General features: G+C 67.7%; 14 protein-coding genes. 8 read left to right on the top strand and 6 right to left on the bottom strand.

The window, feature by feature from the left end; all coding sequences use genetic code 11:
- Window positions 1-298: 298 nt before the first annotated feature.
- The 6 genes from ABIE21_RS11235 to ABIE21_RS11210 all read left to right on the top strand — a co-directional run bounded on the left by ABIE21_RS11235 (window position 299) and on the right by ABIE21_RS11210 (window position 5,511).
- Window positions 299-787 carry a cation:proton antiporter regulatory subunit gene (locus ABIE21_RS11235; RefSeq protein WP_354024907.1) on the top strand — a complete coding sequence of 163 codons (489 nt, stop codon included), beginning with the start codon at window positions 299-301 and terminating at the stop codon, window positions 785-787.
- A 2-nt stretch (window positions 788-789) separates the two neighbouring features.
- The gene (locus ABIE21_RS11230) at window positions 790-2,172 is read left to right on the top strand and encodes a cation:proton antiporter (protein ID WP_354024906.1); all 1,383 of its coding nucleotides are present in this window, start codon (window positions 790-792) and stop codon (window positions 2,170-2,172) included.
- Window positions 2,173-2,175: 3 nt separating this feature from the next.
- Window positions 2,176-2,949 carry an SURF1 family protein gene (locus ABIE21_RS11225; RefSeq protein WP_354024905.1) on the top strand — a complete coding sequence of 258 codons (774 nt, stop codon included), beginning with the start codon at window positions 2,176-2,178 and terminating at the stop codon, window positions 2,947-2,949.
- A gap of 4 nt (window positions 2,950-2,953) precedes the next feature.
- Window positions 2,954-3,397, top strand: coding sequence for a DUF3817 domain-containing protein (locus ABIE21_RS11220; RefSeq protein ID WP_354024904.1), 444 nt, complete (start codon window positions 2,954-2,956; stop codon window positions 3,395-3,397).
- 35 nt (window positions 3,398-3,432) lie between these two features.
- Entirely contained in the window at window positions 3,433-4,983 is a 1,551-nt protein-coding gene (guaA, locus tag ABIE21_RS11215; RefSeq protein ID WP_354024903.1) for a glutamine-hydrolyzing GMP synthase, read from the top strand.
- A 183-nt stretch (window positions 4,984-5,166) separates the two neighbouring features.
- Complete coding sequence (locus ABIE21_RS11210) at window positions 5,167-5,511, top strand: hypothetical protein (protein ID WP_354024902.1); 345 nt, start codon at window positions 5,167-5,169, stop codon at window positions 5,509-5,511.
- Here ABIE21_RS11210 and ABIE21_RS11205 read toward each other — a convergent pair.
- From ABIE21_RS11205 to ABIE21_RS11185, 5 genes are all read right to left on the bottom strand, one after another.
- Window positions 5,499-5,765 carry a PLD nuclease N-terminal domain-containing protein gene (locus tag ABIE21_RS11205; RefSeq protein ID WP_354024901.1) on the bottom strand — a complete coding sequence of 89 codons (267 nt, stop codon included), beginning with the start codon at window positions 5,763-5,765 and terminating at the stop codon, window positions 5,499-5,501. The genes ABIE21_RS11210 and ABIE21_RS11205 overlap by 13 nt on opposite strands.
- 39 nt (window positions 5,766-5,804) lie before the next feature.
- Window positions 5,805-6,464, bottom strand: coding sequence for a response regulator transcription factor (locus tag ABIE21_RS11200; protein WP_354024900.1), 660 nt, complete (start codon window positions 6,462-6,464; stop codon window positions 5,805-5,807).
- On the bottom strand, window positions 6,461-7,687 hold the full coding sequence (locus ABIE21_RS11195; RefSeq protein ID WP_354024899.1) for a sensor histidine kinase: 1,227 nt from the start codon (window positions 7,685-7,687) through the stop codon (window positions 6,461-6,463). The genes ABIE21_RS11200 and ABIE21_RS11195 overlap by 4 nt, the downstream gene beginning before the upstream one ends.
- Window positions 7,688-7,815: 128 nt before the next feature.
- The gene (locus ABIE21_RS11190; protein ID WP_354024898.1) at window positions 7,816-8,604 is read right to left on the bottom strand and encodes a Bax inhibitor-1/YccA family protein; all 789 of its coding nucleotides are present in this window, start codon (window positions 8,602-8,604) and stop codon (window positions 7,816-7,818) included.
- 92 nt (window positions 8,605-8,696) lie between these two features.
- Complete coding sequence (locus ABIE21_RS11185) at window positions 8,697-8,921, bottom strand: zinc ribbon domain-containing protein (RefSeq protein WP_354024897.1); 225 nt, start codon at window positions 8,919-8,921, stop codon at window positions 8,697-8,699.
- A 31-nt stretch (window positions 8,922-8,952) separates the two neighbouring features.
- Here ABIE21_RS11185 and ABIE21_RS11180 point away from each other — a divergent pair, with 31 nt between their 5' ends.
- Window positions 8,953-10,023: a glycerophosphodiester phosphodiesterase family protein gene (locus tag ABIE21_RS11180; RefSeq protein WP_436232329.1), complete on the top strand. Its 1,071-nt coding sequence runs from the start codon at window positions 8,953-8,955 to the stop codon at window positions 10,021-10,023.
- Between the two features lie 72 nt (window positions 10,024-10,095).
- Here ABIE21_RS11180 and ABIE21_RS11175 read toward each other — a convergent pair whose 3' ends face one another.
- Window positions 10,096-10,965: an endonuclease domain-containing protein gene (locus tag ABIE21_RS11175; RefSeq protein WP_354024896.1), complete on the bottom strand. Its 870-nt coding sequence runs from the start codon at window positions 10,963-10,965 to the stop codon at window positions 10,096-10,098.
- 226 nt (window positions 10,966-11,191) lie between these two features.
- On the opposite strand from ABIE21_RS11175, the gene ABIE21_RS11170 reads away from it, so the two are divergent.
- Window positions 11,192-13,618 (top strand): ATP-dependent helicase, encoded by a 2,427-nt coding sequence (locus ABIE21_RS11170; RefSeq protein ID WP_354024895.1) that lies wholly within the window; start codon window positions 11,192-11,194, stop codon window positions 13,616-13,618.
- Window positions 13,619-13,630: the final 12 nt, after the last annotated feature.

The following is a 13,630-nucleotide window of genomic DNA, read 5'->3' as shown; positions in this document are numbered from 1 at the left end:
CGAAGGCGTGTCTCGTGAGCCGGTTTCGGCGCAACGAGCGGCTTCCGGCGCGAGCCGAGTTTCGCGATCCGCTTCCGGGCAAAAGAGTCCGCCGCGGCGGAGTCATTTGTCCGGAAGCGGCTCGAAAGCGATTGCACCCGCCAGGCGGGACGCCGTCGGGCACGCGAGCACGCGCAGGAGTGCGCACAGCCCGACCACCCTCCCGGGGTCGCTCCAGTAGACTGTCGGAATTGCCCGAAACCCCACAAGGAGTGCTCTCATGGTCGACGTTCGGCGGGTTAAACTCCCCGGTGTTGGTGTGCTTCACACCTTTGTGACCGATGACGGCGGCAAGGTGGGCGTCATCACGCACCGCTCGGGACACAGCGACCTGATCACCTTCGCGGACTCCGAAGACGGCGACTCGAGCAAGGTCTCGCTGCGTCTCGACGAAGACGAGGCCCACACCCTCGCCGAGCTGCTCGGCGGCACGCGCATCACCGAGTCGCTCTCGAGCCTCGACCAGATCCCCGGACTCTCGATCGACTGGTTCACGGTCGACTACGAAGACCACATAGCCGGGCAAGAGCTCGGCAACCTGACCAGCCGCGGCATCGTCGGCCTCACGGTCGTCGCCGTCGTGCGCGGCGAGTCGGCGAACCCCGCCCCGGCCGACGACTTCAAGGTCTTCCCCGGCGACACCCTCGTGGTGGCCGGCTCGCCCGAGAAGGTGGCAAAAGCGTTCGCGTTCTATCGCACCGGTGAGTTCAAGGCGAAGACGCCGGTCGATTCCCCGCCAGGAGGCTAGCCGTGCACCTGGGTGAAGAACTCCTGACTCTGGGACTTCTGTTCATCATCTCGTACGTCTTCGGGCGGCTGGGCAAGCTCATCGGGCTGCCCGCCATCCCGATATACATGCTCGTCGGCCTCATCGCCAGCCCGTACTTCCATCTCTTCCCGCTCAGCTTCGAATCTGCCGACGTCGAACTCATCGCGGTGTTCGGGCTCATCTTCCTGCTGTTCAGCCTCGGGCTCGAGTTCGACCAGGACGAGTTCTACGGCAACGCCGGGAAGCTGCTCATCTCCGGCGGTACCCGCATCGCGATCAACATGGCTGCCGGCTTCGCACTCGGCATGTGGATCGGCTGGGGGACGCGGGAGGCGCTCATCATCGCCGGAATGACGGCTGCCTCGTCGAGCGCCATCATCACGAAGCTCTTCATCGAGCTGCGCCGACTGGCCAACCGCGAGACGCCGATCATCCTCGGCATCATGGTGCTCGAAGACGTGTTCATCGCCATCTACCTCGCGATCGTGGCCGTCGTGATCGGCGGAGAGGCCGACGTCTGGGCCGTGACCCTGCAGCTGGCGATCTCGTTCACCTTCCTCATCGTTATGTTCGTGGTGGCGAGGTACGGCGGCAAGGTCGTCGCCCGGCTCGTGCGCACGAAAGACGACGAGCTCTTCACCATCCTGTTCTTCGGACTCGCCGTCGCGTTCGGCGGCATCGGCGAACTGCTCGGTGTCTCCGACGCGATCGGCGCGTTCCTCATCGGCCTCGTGCTCGGCGCCACCCGCTTCCGCGGGCGCATCGAGCAGCTCGCGCTTCCGTTGCGCGACGTCTTCGGCGCGTTCTTCTTCCTCAACTTCGGCCTCGCGCTCGACCCGTCGACGTTCGGCGCGGTGCTCGTGCCCGTCGGCGTCGCCGTGCTGATGACCCTCGTCGTGAACACCGCGGGCGGGCAGCTCATCGCCTGGCAGAACAAGCTCACACCCGCCGAGGGGCTCAACGCCAGCGCCATGCTGCAGAATCGCGGAGAGTTCGCGCTCATCCTCGCGACTCTCGCGGTGTCTGCCGGCCTCGACGACCGGCTCACGCCCTTCGCGGGTCTCTACGTGCTCTCCATGGCGATCATCGGACCCGTTCTCGCCGTCAACTCCGAGAAGATCGGCGCGCGCATCTTCCCCGCCAAGAAGAAGTCCCCGTCCAAACAGGCCGAGCACACGCTCACCGCCGACGAGAACTTCGCGCTCGTCGAAGCGGCCATGTCGGGCAACGACGTGGCCGGCCCAGACGACGACCTCTTCGACGACGTCGACGGCGACCGGCCCGCGCCCGACCCCATCGCCGAACAGGCCGCACAGCAGTCCGACGCCGAGAAGCCCGGTCGCCAGCGCGACCCGGAGTACTAGACCATGTGGGAACTCGCGCGCAGACCGCGCTGGATCGCCGCCCTCGTGCTGTGCCTCGCCATCGCAGGAGGCTTCGCCGCGCTCGGGCAGTGGCAGCTGTCGCGCAGCATCGACGCCGGCGTTCCGGTCGACGAGACCACCGAGACGCCCGTGCCGCTCGGTGAGCTGGCCGAGCCGCAGAAGCCGCTGAGCACCACCGAGGCGGGCCGCATCGTCACGATCGAGGGCACTCTCCTGCCCGACGAGTACGTCACGCTCAGCGGGCGCCTGCATGAGGGAACCCCCGGCTACTGGGTGGTGGGCCACCTGCTCGCCGACGACTCCGCCGCCGACAGCCCGAGCGCGGGCGCGTCTCTCGCCGTGGCACTCGGCTGGGCCGCGACCGAGGAGGATGCGGCATCCGCGATCTCCCAGCTCGAGCGGGACGCCCCCGACAGCTTCCGCGGCCGCTACCTGCCGACCGAGGCGCCGCAGGAAGACGACTTCGAGAACGGCGAGCAGAACTCGCTCTCGACGGCCGCGCTGGTCAACCAGTGGGGGACGCCTCCGACGACCGTCTATGCGGGATACCTGGTGACGGATGCGGCCCCGGCCGGACTCGACCAGATCGATGCCCCGGCCCCGAGCACCGAGGTGACCGTCAACTGGCTCAACATCTTCTACTCGGTCGAATGGGCGGTGTTCGCGGGCTTCGCGGTGTTCCTGTGGTTCCGCCTCGTGAAGGACGCGTGGGAGCGCGAACAGGAAGAGCTCGCCGAAGAGCAGCACGTAAACTAGAGCAATGGCCCTCAAACCGAAGCTCTCCAACGTTCCCAAGATCTGGAGCGCGCTTCGCCTCTACCGGGTCACCTCGATCGTCACCGGCGCCTTCCTGCTGCTGCTCGTGCTGATGATGGTCACCCGCTACGGATTCGGCGTCGACATCGAGATGAACGGGCCGTACGGCTTCCTCGCACTCACCCCCAAGGAGATGATCGAGGGCGTCAACCTCTCCACGGTCATCCTGATCCTGCACGGCTGGTTCTACGTCGTCTACCTCTACAGCGACTTCCGCCTGTGGAGCCTCATGCGCTGGACCTTCCCCCGATTCATCATCATCGCCCTCGGCGGCGTGGTGCCCTTCCTGTCCTTCATCGTCGAGCGCCGGGTCCACGCGCAGACGGTGGCGGAGCTTACGACCCTGCAATCCGCACAGAAAGTGGAGACGATCCCATCAGCGAACTAACTCCGGCTCAGGCGAACTCCACGGCGCAGCGCCCCGTGCTCGTCGTCGACTTCGGCGCGCAGTACGCGCAGCTCATCGCCCGACGCGTGCGCGAGGCCAGCGTCTACTCCGAGATCGTGCCGCACACGATCACCGCCGAGGAGGTCGCGGCCAAGAACCCGATCGGCATCGTGCTGAGCGGCGGACCCTCGAGCGTCTACGAGACCGGCTCGCCTAGTCTCGACCCGGGCATCCTCAAGCTCGGCGTGCCCACGCTCGGCATCTGCTACGGCTTCCAGGTGATGGCGCAGCAGCTCGGCGGCGAGGTCGCGAACACCGGCCTGCGCGAGTACGGCTCGACCGCCGTCACCCTCGCCGAGGGCACCTCCACCCTGCTGGGCGACCAGCCCACCGAGCAGACCACCTGGATGAGCCACGGCGACTCCGTGTCGAAGGCCCCGGACGGGTTCACCGTTCTCGCATCGAGCGCGTCGACGCCCGTCGCCGCCTTCGCCAGTGATGAGAAGCGGATGTACGGTGTCCAGTGGCATCCGGAGGTCAAGCACTCGGAGTTCGGCCAGCGGGTCCTCGAGAACTTCCTCCATGATGCGGCCGGCATCCCCGCCGACTGGAACAGCGCCAACGTCATTGACGAGCAGGTCGCCCGCATCCGCGAGCAGGTCGGCACGTCGAAGGTCATCGTCGGTCTCTCCGGCGGTGTCGACTCCGCCGTCGCCGCCGCGATCGTGCACAAGGCGATCGGCGACCAGCTCACCGCGATCTTCGTCGACCACGGCCTGCTGCGTCAGGACGAGCGCCGCCAGGTCGAGGAGGACTACGTCGCCTCGACCGGTGTGCGCCTGATCACCGTCGACGCCGTCGACCAGTTCCTCGACGCCCTGGCCGGAGTCACCGACCCCGAGCAGAAGCGCAAGATCATCGGCCGCGAGTTCATCCGCAGCTTCGAGGGCGCCGCAGAGGCGCTCGTGCTCGAAGCCCGCGGCGATGGTGCGTCGATCGACTTCCTCGTGCAGGGAACCCTCTACCCCGACGTCGTCGAGTCGGGCGGCGGATCGGGCACCGCGAACATCAAGAGCCACCACAACGTGGGCGGCCTGCCCGAAGACCTGCAGTTCAAGCTCGTCGAGCCGCTGCGCACCCTGTTCAAGGACGAGGTGCGGGCCATCGGCCGCGAGCTGGGCCTGCCCGAGGTCATCGTGAGCCGCCAGCCGTTTCCGGGGCCTGGCCTCGGGATCCGCATCGTGGGCGAGGTTACCCGTGAGCGTCTCGAGCTGCTCCGCAAGGCGGATGCGATCGCCCGCGCCGAGCTGACGGCCGCCGGCCTCGACAACGAGATCTGGCAGTGCCCGGTCGTGCTGTTGGCCGACGTGCGGTCGGTCGGCGTGCAGGGCGACGGACGCACCTACGGTCACCCGATCGTGCTGCGCCCCGTGTCGAGCGAAGACGCCATGACCGCCGACTGGACGCGCCTGCCGTACGACGTGCTCGCGCGCATCTCCAACCGCATCACGAACGAGGTGCCCGGTGTGAACCGCGTGGTGCTCGACGTCACGTCGAAGCCGCCGGGGACGATCGAGTGGGAGTAGCATCCGGTCCCTGAGCCTGTCGAAGGGCTGAGCCTGTCGAAGGGACCGACGAAAGGCGGGGCATCCGAGAGGGTGCCCCGCTTTTCGCGTCTCCGGTGCGACGGTCTGCGCCGATCGGGGCGTTTTTCGGCGCCGACTGCCCCGAACGGCGCAGGTCGATGGCGCGGTCCACTCGTCGCGGACGTGGTTGTCCTGTCTGCGGTCGGAGGTGAGCTCGCGATACTCGCGGTGGTCGCTGTCACCGTGGGCGCGACGGTGCTTGCGGTCGAATTCGCGCGCGGCGACCAGACCCGGCTCGCGGAGCTCGGTCACGCTGCCCGCACCCAGCCCTACCTGGCGGTGCTTCCGGTCGTCTACCTGTTCGTGCGTGGACACCACGCCTACACCGAGACTTTCGAAGGCATGCGCGTGGCGTGGGCGTCGCTCGTCGTCGTGATCGGCGTCTGCTACGCGGCGGCCGTGGTCATTCCGGCTATGAGCACGATCGGCGAGCTGCTGAGGCAGTCGACGGAGTACTACTCCGGCTGAGCGCCCGTGTCGACGGCGGACGGGGCTTTGCGCAGCGACGACTTGACGAGCAGCCACGCGATCGGGCCGAACACCGGCACGAACAGGATGATCGCGAGCCATACGAACAACTCGGTCATCGACCGGTGGGCGGTGCGGCTGAAGCTCACCAGAGCGACGACGGTGAGAGCGAGGAACAGGATCGGCGTCGCCACCCAGACCAGGTCGTAGATCTCGGGGATCAGCGGATTCTTCGTCTCGATCTCGGCGGCCATGGCCCCAACTCTCCCGCATGGCTCGACGCGGGGCAATCCTCAGTATTCGAGCAGGCCGTTCTCGTAGGCGAACACCACGACCTGGATGCGGCTCTGCAGGCCTAGCTTGCTCAGGATGCTGCGGATGTGCGTCTTCGACGTCGCCTCGCTCACGAACGCGGCCGAGGCGATCTCCGCGTTGCTGAGCCCGCGGGCGACGAGCAGGAAGATCTCGCGCTCGCGCGGCGTGAGCGCGGCGATGGCTACCTCGAGCGGGCGGCCGGCGTCCACGCGCGGCGTGGCGTAACGCTTGACGAGGTCGAAGGTCGCGGCGGGGGCGAGCACCGACTGGCCGGCGTGCACGGTGCCGATCGCGGCGAGGATGAACTCCGGCGTCGCGTCCTTGGTGATGAATCCGCTCGCACCCGTGCGGATCGCGCGGAACACGGCCTCGTCGCGCTGGAACGTCGTGAGCACGATCACCCGCGTCGCCGACCCGCTCGCCACGATCAGCCGCGTCGCCTCGATACCGTCCATCACCGGCATCCGGATGTCCATCAGCACGACGTCCGGCGCCTCGCGGGCCACGAGGTCGACGCCGCCCCGGCCGGTCCCCGCCGATCCGGCGAACTGCAGGTCGGGCTGCGACTCGATCAGCATCTGCATGCCCGACACGAACAACGGTTGGTCGTCGACGACCGCGACCCGCACCTGCCTCACGCGCCCGCCCCGCTCTGCGCGGGTTCGACGGCGCGTTCGACGCCGGTCGGCAGGAACAGCGTCACGACGAACTCGCTCTCCGGTTCTTCGGATGCGCCCGCGGTCAGCCATCCGCCGGCCAGACGCGCGCGATCCTTCATCCCCCTGATGCCGTGACCCCCGCCGGTCGACTGCGGCCCGCCGACGTCGCCGCGGCTCGTCACGGTCAGCGCGAGCCCTGGCCCTCGCCAGTCGAACGACAGCCGCGCGCTGGGCTTCCCGCCGGAATGCCTGAGGCTGTTCGTGAGACTCTCCTGCACGATGCGGTACACGGCGAGCTCCTGCGCCGGCGTCATGGCCTTCGCGTCGCCGAAGTGCCGGGCGTCGACCGTCATGCCGGTCGCACCCAGTTGCACGAACAGCAGGTCCAGGTCGGCGAGACCGGGCTGCGGGGTGTCGCCCGGCTCCTCGCGCAGACCCTCGATGAGAGTGCGTACGTCGATCAGCGCGGCGCGCGCGGCGTCGGAGATCGCATGGAACGCCGCATCCGTCAGCTGGGGTTTGGCGACGCTCGCGAACCGCGCGCCGTCCGCCTGGGCGATCACCACGGCGAGGGAGTGCGCGAGCACGTCGTGCACGTCGCGGGCGATCCGGTCGCGTTCGTGGGCGAGCATCAACTCCACCTCGACGCTGTCGAGCTGCTCGGTCGTGGTGCGCAGCAGCCGCAGCGCCCGCAGCTCGCGCAGGCTGGCCCGCAGGGCGAAGCCGATCGCCCACGCGCCGGCGTACAGGCCGAGGGTGATGAGCGAAGTCGTGATGAACGACATGATCTCGTTCGCGTCGGCCCCGCGCCCGGTCCAACGGTTCAGCCTCGTGCCGAGGAGGTAGCCCGCGCACGCCGAGAGCGGCACACCGAGAATCAGCGCGGCGTAGGCGACGCGCTTCGGCGCCTCGTGCGCCACCACGAACGCCACGAACAGCACGCCCAGATTGACCGGCCACATCGTGGAGACGGGAGGCAGGATCAGACCAACCACCTGCAGCAGGGTCACGGATGCGACCACAGCCAGCGCCACAACGGGCAGCACCCGCGAGATCGCCATCGCCGCCGCGATCGCGATCAGCACGAAGAGGCCGGAGCCGCCGTATCCGCGCCCGGCCTCCCCCACCAGCCACAGGACGAGGAACACCCCGCCGACCGCCGGCTCGAACCGCGGTCGGAGCTTCAGAAGATTTGAGGACATGTCGCAACGATAGGTCGGCCGCGGGTCTCGCGGGCCGCCAGGAGGCGCAAATCGTCCGAACTGATGAGGTGCCCGTTAAACGGGAAACGGCCCCCTCCCGAAGGAGAGAGGCCGTTCGCCGGCTGCCGCTACTGGCGGAAGATCGCCAGGAAGCGCAGGATCTCGGTGTACAGCCACACGACGGTGACCATGATGCCGAAGGCCGCCGTCCAGCCGAAGATGCGCGGTGCGCCACCCTCGACGCCGCGCTTGATCGACGTGAAGTCCATCACGAGCGAGTACGAGGCGAGCAGCACGACCAGGAGGCCGATGCCGAGGTTGATCAGCGGGTGCATGCTCTGGACGCCGAACGTGGGGAGCACGCCGGTCCAGACCAGAACGAGGTTCACGAGCTGGAAGGCCATGTAGCCGAAGATCGCGACGGTGAAGATCTGTGTGGCGCGCTTCGACTCGCGGACCTTGCCGGTGGCGAAGAGGGCGAGCGTCACGCCGACGACGCCGAGCGTTCCGAAGACGGCCTGCGGGACGATGCCGCCGTACGCCTGCTCGAAGATCGCCGAGATGCCTCCGACGAAGAGACCCTCGAACGCCGCGTACGCGAGGATGAGCCCGCGCGACGGCTTCTTCTTGAAGATGTTGACGAGCGCCAGCACGAGGCCGATGATCGCGCCGGGGATGGCGAGGACCGGAACGATCCAACCGACCACGGCACCTGCGAGCAGGATCCCGAAGGCGATGACGATCTTGACGATCGTGTCCTCGTAGGTCATGCGGTCGGTGTCGGTGGGAGTCGCCGACGGACGGCCGTAGAGCTCGTCGAGCTCGCTGGGCGTCATGGTCTTGCCGTTGACGGTCGTCGAGTTCACGACGGCCTTGGTTGTGAACACGGGCGAGTTATTGAACGCGGGGTTCGACATCTTTTCTTCCTTGGCTTAGACGGGAGATTTTCTCCCGTGCCCGATTTTAGCTCAGGACACCTGAATAAAGGGAGTGATCGCCCAGAGCGTAGTCAGAATGCTAGCAGCAGCACGCTGACGACGCCGATGACGACTAGCAGCGCGACGAGTCCGCCGACGAAGAGGCCGAGCGCGGTGACGTGCCTCACGGGTGCCTCGGCCGCGCCATCCGCCGGTCTGATCGCGGCCGGAATGTCGCCGGTGACGCGCTCGCCGCAGTAGATGCAGTACTTCCACGCCGGTTGAAGTTCTGCTGAACAACTTCTGCACCGGGCCATGTCGAGAATCCTATTCGCGTAGCGTGAAGGCGTGATCACCAGCGCGCGCCCCCTCGTCATCGCCCACCGCGGAGCGAGCGGCTACCGCCCCGAGCACACCCGATCGGCCTACGAGCTCGCCTTCGCCCTGGGCGCGGACGCGGTCGAGCCCGACATCGTGGCGTCGAAGGACGGCGTGCTCGTGCTGCGGCACGAGAACGAGATCTCAGGAACGACGGATGTCGCGAAGCGGAGCGAATTCGTGTCGCGTAAGACGACCAAGGTCATCGACGGGGTCTCGCTGACCGGCTGGTTCACCGAGGACTTCACCTGGGCGGAGCTGGCGACGCTGCGGGCGACGGAGCGCATCCCAGCGGTGCGTCAGGCGAGTTCGAGCTTCGACGGGCACGAGGGCATTCTGCGGCTCGTCGACCTGCTCGACATCATCGACGCGGCGACGATGTCGGCCCGCCGGCCGCTCGTGCTCGTTGCCGAGATCAAGCACCCCACCTACTTCGAGTCGATCGGACTGCCGCTCGACGAGCTGTTCGCCGACGCCGTGCGCGGCTGGGCGACACCCGACAACCTGATCGTGGAGTGCTTCGAGCAGTCGGTGCTCACCAAGATCCGCGCACGGGGCATCCCGGGCCGTCTGGTCTTTCTCGCCGAGGCGAAGGGGGCCCCGGCCGACCTCGTGGCCTCCTCGGGAGGGAAGGCGCGCTCCTATGCCGACCACCTCACGCCCGCCGGACTCTCCCGCCTGGCCGCCGAGGTCGACGGGGTGAGCGTCAGCCGCAAGCTGCTGCTCAAACTCGACCTCACCAAGAACGCGGTGGGCGTCACCGACCTCGTCACGCGCGCCCACGCCGCCGGGCTCATCGTCTTCTGCTGGACGCTGCGCGCGGAGAACAAGTTCCTCGCCAAGAACAACCGTGTGCGCGGCGAGGTGTTCGCCTACGGAAACTGGCGCCGCGAGTTCGAGCTGCTCTACTCGAGCGGCGTCGACGGCGTCTTCGCCGACCAGCCCGACCTCGCGCTGGCCGCTCGCCCCGCCGCGCCCCTGCCCGCCGTGGTTCTGCCAAATGAAGGAGAAACTTCGGCGAAGGGGCGCGCAAGCCGTTGAACGTGTGACTAGAGGCAGGGTTCTCCTTCATTTGGCAGTCAGACGCGATGCGGATGGCCAGGGATAGGCCGCTCAGTGGTGGTCGCCGCGCAGCACGGCGGCGAACACCGCGGCCTCCACCTCGGCCCAGGCGAACATCACCTGCCGGTAGCTGAACCTCAGCACGCGGTAGCCGAGCCTGCTGAGCACCGCGTCCCGCCGCCGGTCGGCCTCGAACTTCACGGGATCGGTGTGATACTCGGCGCCGTCGACCTCCACGATCAGACGCTCGCCGATTTGGAAGTCGACGCGGCCGACGCTCGCGATGACCACCTGTCGTCGGATCGGGATGCCCAGTGGGGAGATACGGAACAGGAACAGCGACTCGGTTCCCGATTCACACACACCGTCGATCGATGCCAGAAGGCCGCGGATGGAGGCGGGCGCATGCAGTACTAGTTGACTCCACTGCCCGGCGAGCCCGGGACTCTTGTGCAGCACCGAACCGGCCACGGCCGCGATCACCTCGTCTGGCTGGCACACGATCAGGTCGGCCACGCTCGCGATCGGCGACAGAGTGAAGCGGCTACCGTCGTCGCCACCGTCCCGCCAATGCACCGTGGTCTGGGGATGTTGCAACTCGACCAGGCGGGTGGTCTTGCTCCGTCGAGAGCGGAGCCGGCAGGAGTTCCGGGCGACGGCCACGTGGAGATCGGGCGTCGGATAGCTCCAATAGCCCTGCACATCGAGCGCCGACAGACATGTGAGCCGACCACCGACCCGCGCCGCCTCGAGAAACAGAGGGTGGATGTCGGGCGTCGAGTACCAGCCCTGGCGTACGCGGATGATGAGGCCTGATGCCGCGGCCGCGGATAGCCCGGCGCGGGTGTGGCCGTCGCCGTAGAGTTCGAACGTGGCGGCGAGTCCGCCACGGCGGCGGATCGATTCTGTGAGCGACATCATGGGCACAGACTGACGGCCGGCTGATGCTGGCCACCGCGACATCCGAAATCTGTGAACTCCCCTGTCGCTTCTGCCAAATGAAGGAGAAGTCGGTACCTGGTCACACGTTCGTGCGGCCAGATCGCCCTCCTCGCCGAAGTCTCCTTCATTTGGCAGCACGGGGCAGCACGGGAGGGCGGCGAGACGCCGCGGCGGCGTCGGAGGCGCCGCGTAGAATTGGGGGCAAATGTCTTTCGTTCCCAACATCATCGACCCCGAGCCCACCGGCGACGGAGCCTTCGACGACGCCCTGCTCAAAGGCCTCAACCCGCAGCAGCGCGAGGCGGTCGAGTACCGCGGCCAGTCGCTGCTCATCGTCGCGGGCGCCGGCTCGGGCAAGACCAGCGTGCTCACCCGTCGCATCGCCGGGCTGCTGCAGAGCCGCGAGGCGTGGCCCAGCCAGATCCTCGCCATCACGTTCACCAACAAGGCAGCCGCCGAGATGCGCGAGCGCGTGCACCACATCGTCGGCAACCAGGCCGAGGGCATGTGGATCTCCACCTTCCACTCGGCCTGCGTGCGCATCCTGCGCCGCGAGGCCGAGCACTTCGGCTTCACGAAGAGTTTCACGATCTACGACTCCGCCGACAGCCGCGCCCTGCTCAAGCGCATCCTGAAGGAGCTCGACGCCGACACCTACGGGTTCACCGTCTCGAGCGCGTCGGGCAAGATCTCGAAGCTGAAGAACGAGCTGCAGGATGTCGAGAGCTACGCGCGGGGTGCGAACTTCAACGACCCCGCCGAGGTCATGTTCCTCGAGATCTTCCGCCGCTACACCCAGGCGCTGAGCCGCGCCAACGCGTTCGACTTCGACGACCTCATCGGCCAGACGGTGTACCTCTTCCGTGCCTTCCCTGTCGTGGCCGCGCACTACCGCCGCCGGTTCCGCCACATCCTCGTCGACGAGTACCAGGACACGAACCACGCCCAGTACTCCCTCATCCACGAGCTCACCCGGCCTGTCACGCCCGACATCGCCGACGAGGTCGAGTCGGCCGGCGGCCTCGTGAAGACCGAGCGCGATGCGATGGGTGCCATCCCCGGTGCATCCCTCACCGTCGTCGGCGACAGCGACCAGTCGATCTACGCGTTCCGCGGCGCCGACATCCGCAACATCGTCGAGTTCGAGCGCGATTTCCCGAACTCGAAGGTGATCCTGCTCGAGCAGAACTACCGGTCGACCCAGAACATCCTCGACGCGGCCAATGCCGTGATCTCGAACAACTTCGACCGCAAAGACAAGAAGCTCTTCACCGACATCGGCGAGGGCCACAAGATCATCGGCTTCACCGGGTACTCCGGGCACGACGAGGCGCAGTTCATCGCCGACGAGATCACCAAGATGCACGACGAGGGCATCGACTACAAAGACATCGCCGTCTTCTACCGCACCAACGCGCAGACCCGCGCGCTGGAGGAGATCTTCATCCGCTCGGCGCTGCCCTACCGGGTGCTCGGCGGCACCAAGTTCTACGAGCGGGCGGAGATCAAGGACGCGATGGCGTATCTCATCGCCGTCGCCAACCCCGCCGACCCGCTCGCCCTGCGCCGCATCATGAACGTGCCCAAGCGAGGCATCGGACCCGCGACCGAGACCGCGCTGCAGGTGTACGCCGACGCGCACGAGATGTCGCTGCGCGAGGCCGTGCGTCACGCGGGGGAGCTCGGGCTCGGCCCGAAGGTCACCGGCGAGATCCTCGAGTTCGGCAGCATCCTCGACGAGGTCATGGCCAAGGTGTACCCGCCCGAGGGCTCCGAGGCCCGCCCCGCCCCGGTCGCCGACGTGCTCACCGCCCTGCTCGAGAAGACCAAGTTCATCGAGTCGCTGCGCGCCAGCCGCGACCCGCAAGACGAGGCACGCGCCGAGAACGTCGAAGAGCTCGTCGCGGTGACCAAGGAGTTCCAGAAGAACAATCCGGATGGCACGCTGCTCGACTTCCTCACCGAGGTCTCGCTCGTCGCGGCCGCGGACGATCTGGATGACTCGAGCGGAACCGTGTCGCTGATGACGCTGCACACGGCGAAGGGCCTGGAGTACGAGGCCGTGTTCCTCACCGGCGTCGAGGAGGACCTCCTCCCGCACCGCATGTCGGCGGGGGAGCCCGGCGGACCTGCCGAAGAGCGCCGCCTGTTCTACGTGGGCATCACGCGCGCCCGCAAGCGCCTGTTCATCTCGCTCGCCATGACCCGGGCCGCGTACGGCAACGTGAACGTGGCCATGCCGAGCCGCTACCTGCAGGAGATCCCGAGCGACCTCATCGAGTGGCGCCAGTCGCCCGGCATGGCGAACTCGCGCGGCGGCACCGAGCCGCGGGCGCTGAACGCGCGCCGCGACGGCTCGTCGTGGGGGTCGTCGCTGCGCGAGGCCGCCGCGCTCCCGCCGGGCAAGCCGCGCGAGAAGACGCAGTGGGCGAACATGGTCACGAACGTGGTGCGCGACAACAGCGCGCTCGAACTGAGCGCCGGCGACCGCATCAGGCACACCGACTTCGGCGACGGACGCGTCACCGCCGTCACCGGCGAGGGCGCCAAGCGGGTCGCCGAAGTGCAGTTCGACACGGCGGGGCGCAAGCGCCTGCTGATCAAGATCGCGCCGATCGAGAAGGTCGAGTAGCGCGAACGCGGG

The sequence above is a fragment of the Conyzicola nivalis genome, from assembly GCF_040548875.1.
In the GTDB taxonomy this organism is placed as follows: Bacteria; Actinomycetota; Actinomycetes; order Actinomycetales; family Microbacteriaceae; genus Conyzicola; species Conyzicola nivalis_A.
This window is presented reverse-complemented; position numbering and strand designations above follow the sequence as displayed.

What these genes read in the sequence shown, in the direction of transcription:
- ABIE21_RS11195 (WP_354024899.1), bottom strand. Translation starts at nt 7,687, where the DNA reads ATGTCCTCAAATCTTCTGAAGCTCCGACCGCGGTTCGAGCCGGCGGTC.
- ABIE21_RS11225 (WP_354024905.1), top strand. Translation starts at nt 2,176, where the DNA reads ATGTGGGAACTCGCGCGCAGACCGCGCTGGATCGCCGCCCTCGTGCTG.
- ABIE21_RS11170 (WP_354024895.1), top strand. Translation starts at nt 11,192, where the DNA reads ATGTCTTTCGTTCCCAACATCATCGACCCCGAGCCCACCGGCGACGGA.
- ABIE21_RS11205 (WP_354024901.1), bottom strand. Translation starts at nt 5,765, where the DNA reads ATGGCCGCCGAGATCGAGACGAAGAATCCGCTGATCCCCGAGATCTAC.
- ABIE21_RS11185 (WP_354024897.1), bottom strand. Translation starts at nt 8,921, where the DNA reads ATGGCCCGGTGCAGAAGTTGTTCAGCAGAACTTCAACCGGCGTGGAAG.
- ABIE21_RS11220 (WP_354024904.1), top strand. Translation starts at nt 2,954, where the DNA reads ATGGCCCTCAAACCGAAGCTCTCCAACGTTCCCAAGATCTGGAGCGCG.
- ABIE21_RS11190 (WP_354024898.1), bottom strand. Translation starts at nt 8,604, where the DNA reads ATGTCGAACCCCGCGTTCAATAACTCGCCCGTGTTCACAACCAAGGCC.
- ABIE21_RS11175 (WP_354024896.1), bottom strand. Translation starts at nt 10,965, where the DNA reads ATGATGTCGCTCACAGAATCGATCCGCCGCCGTGGCGGACTCGCCGCC.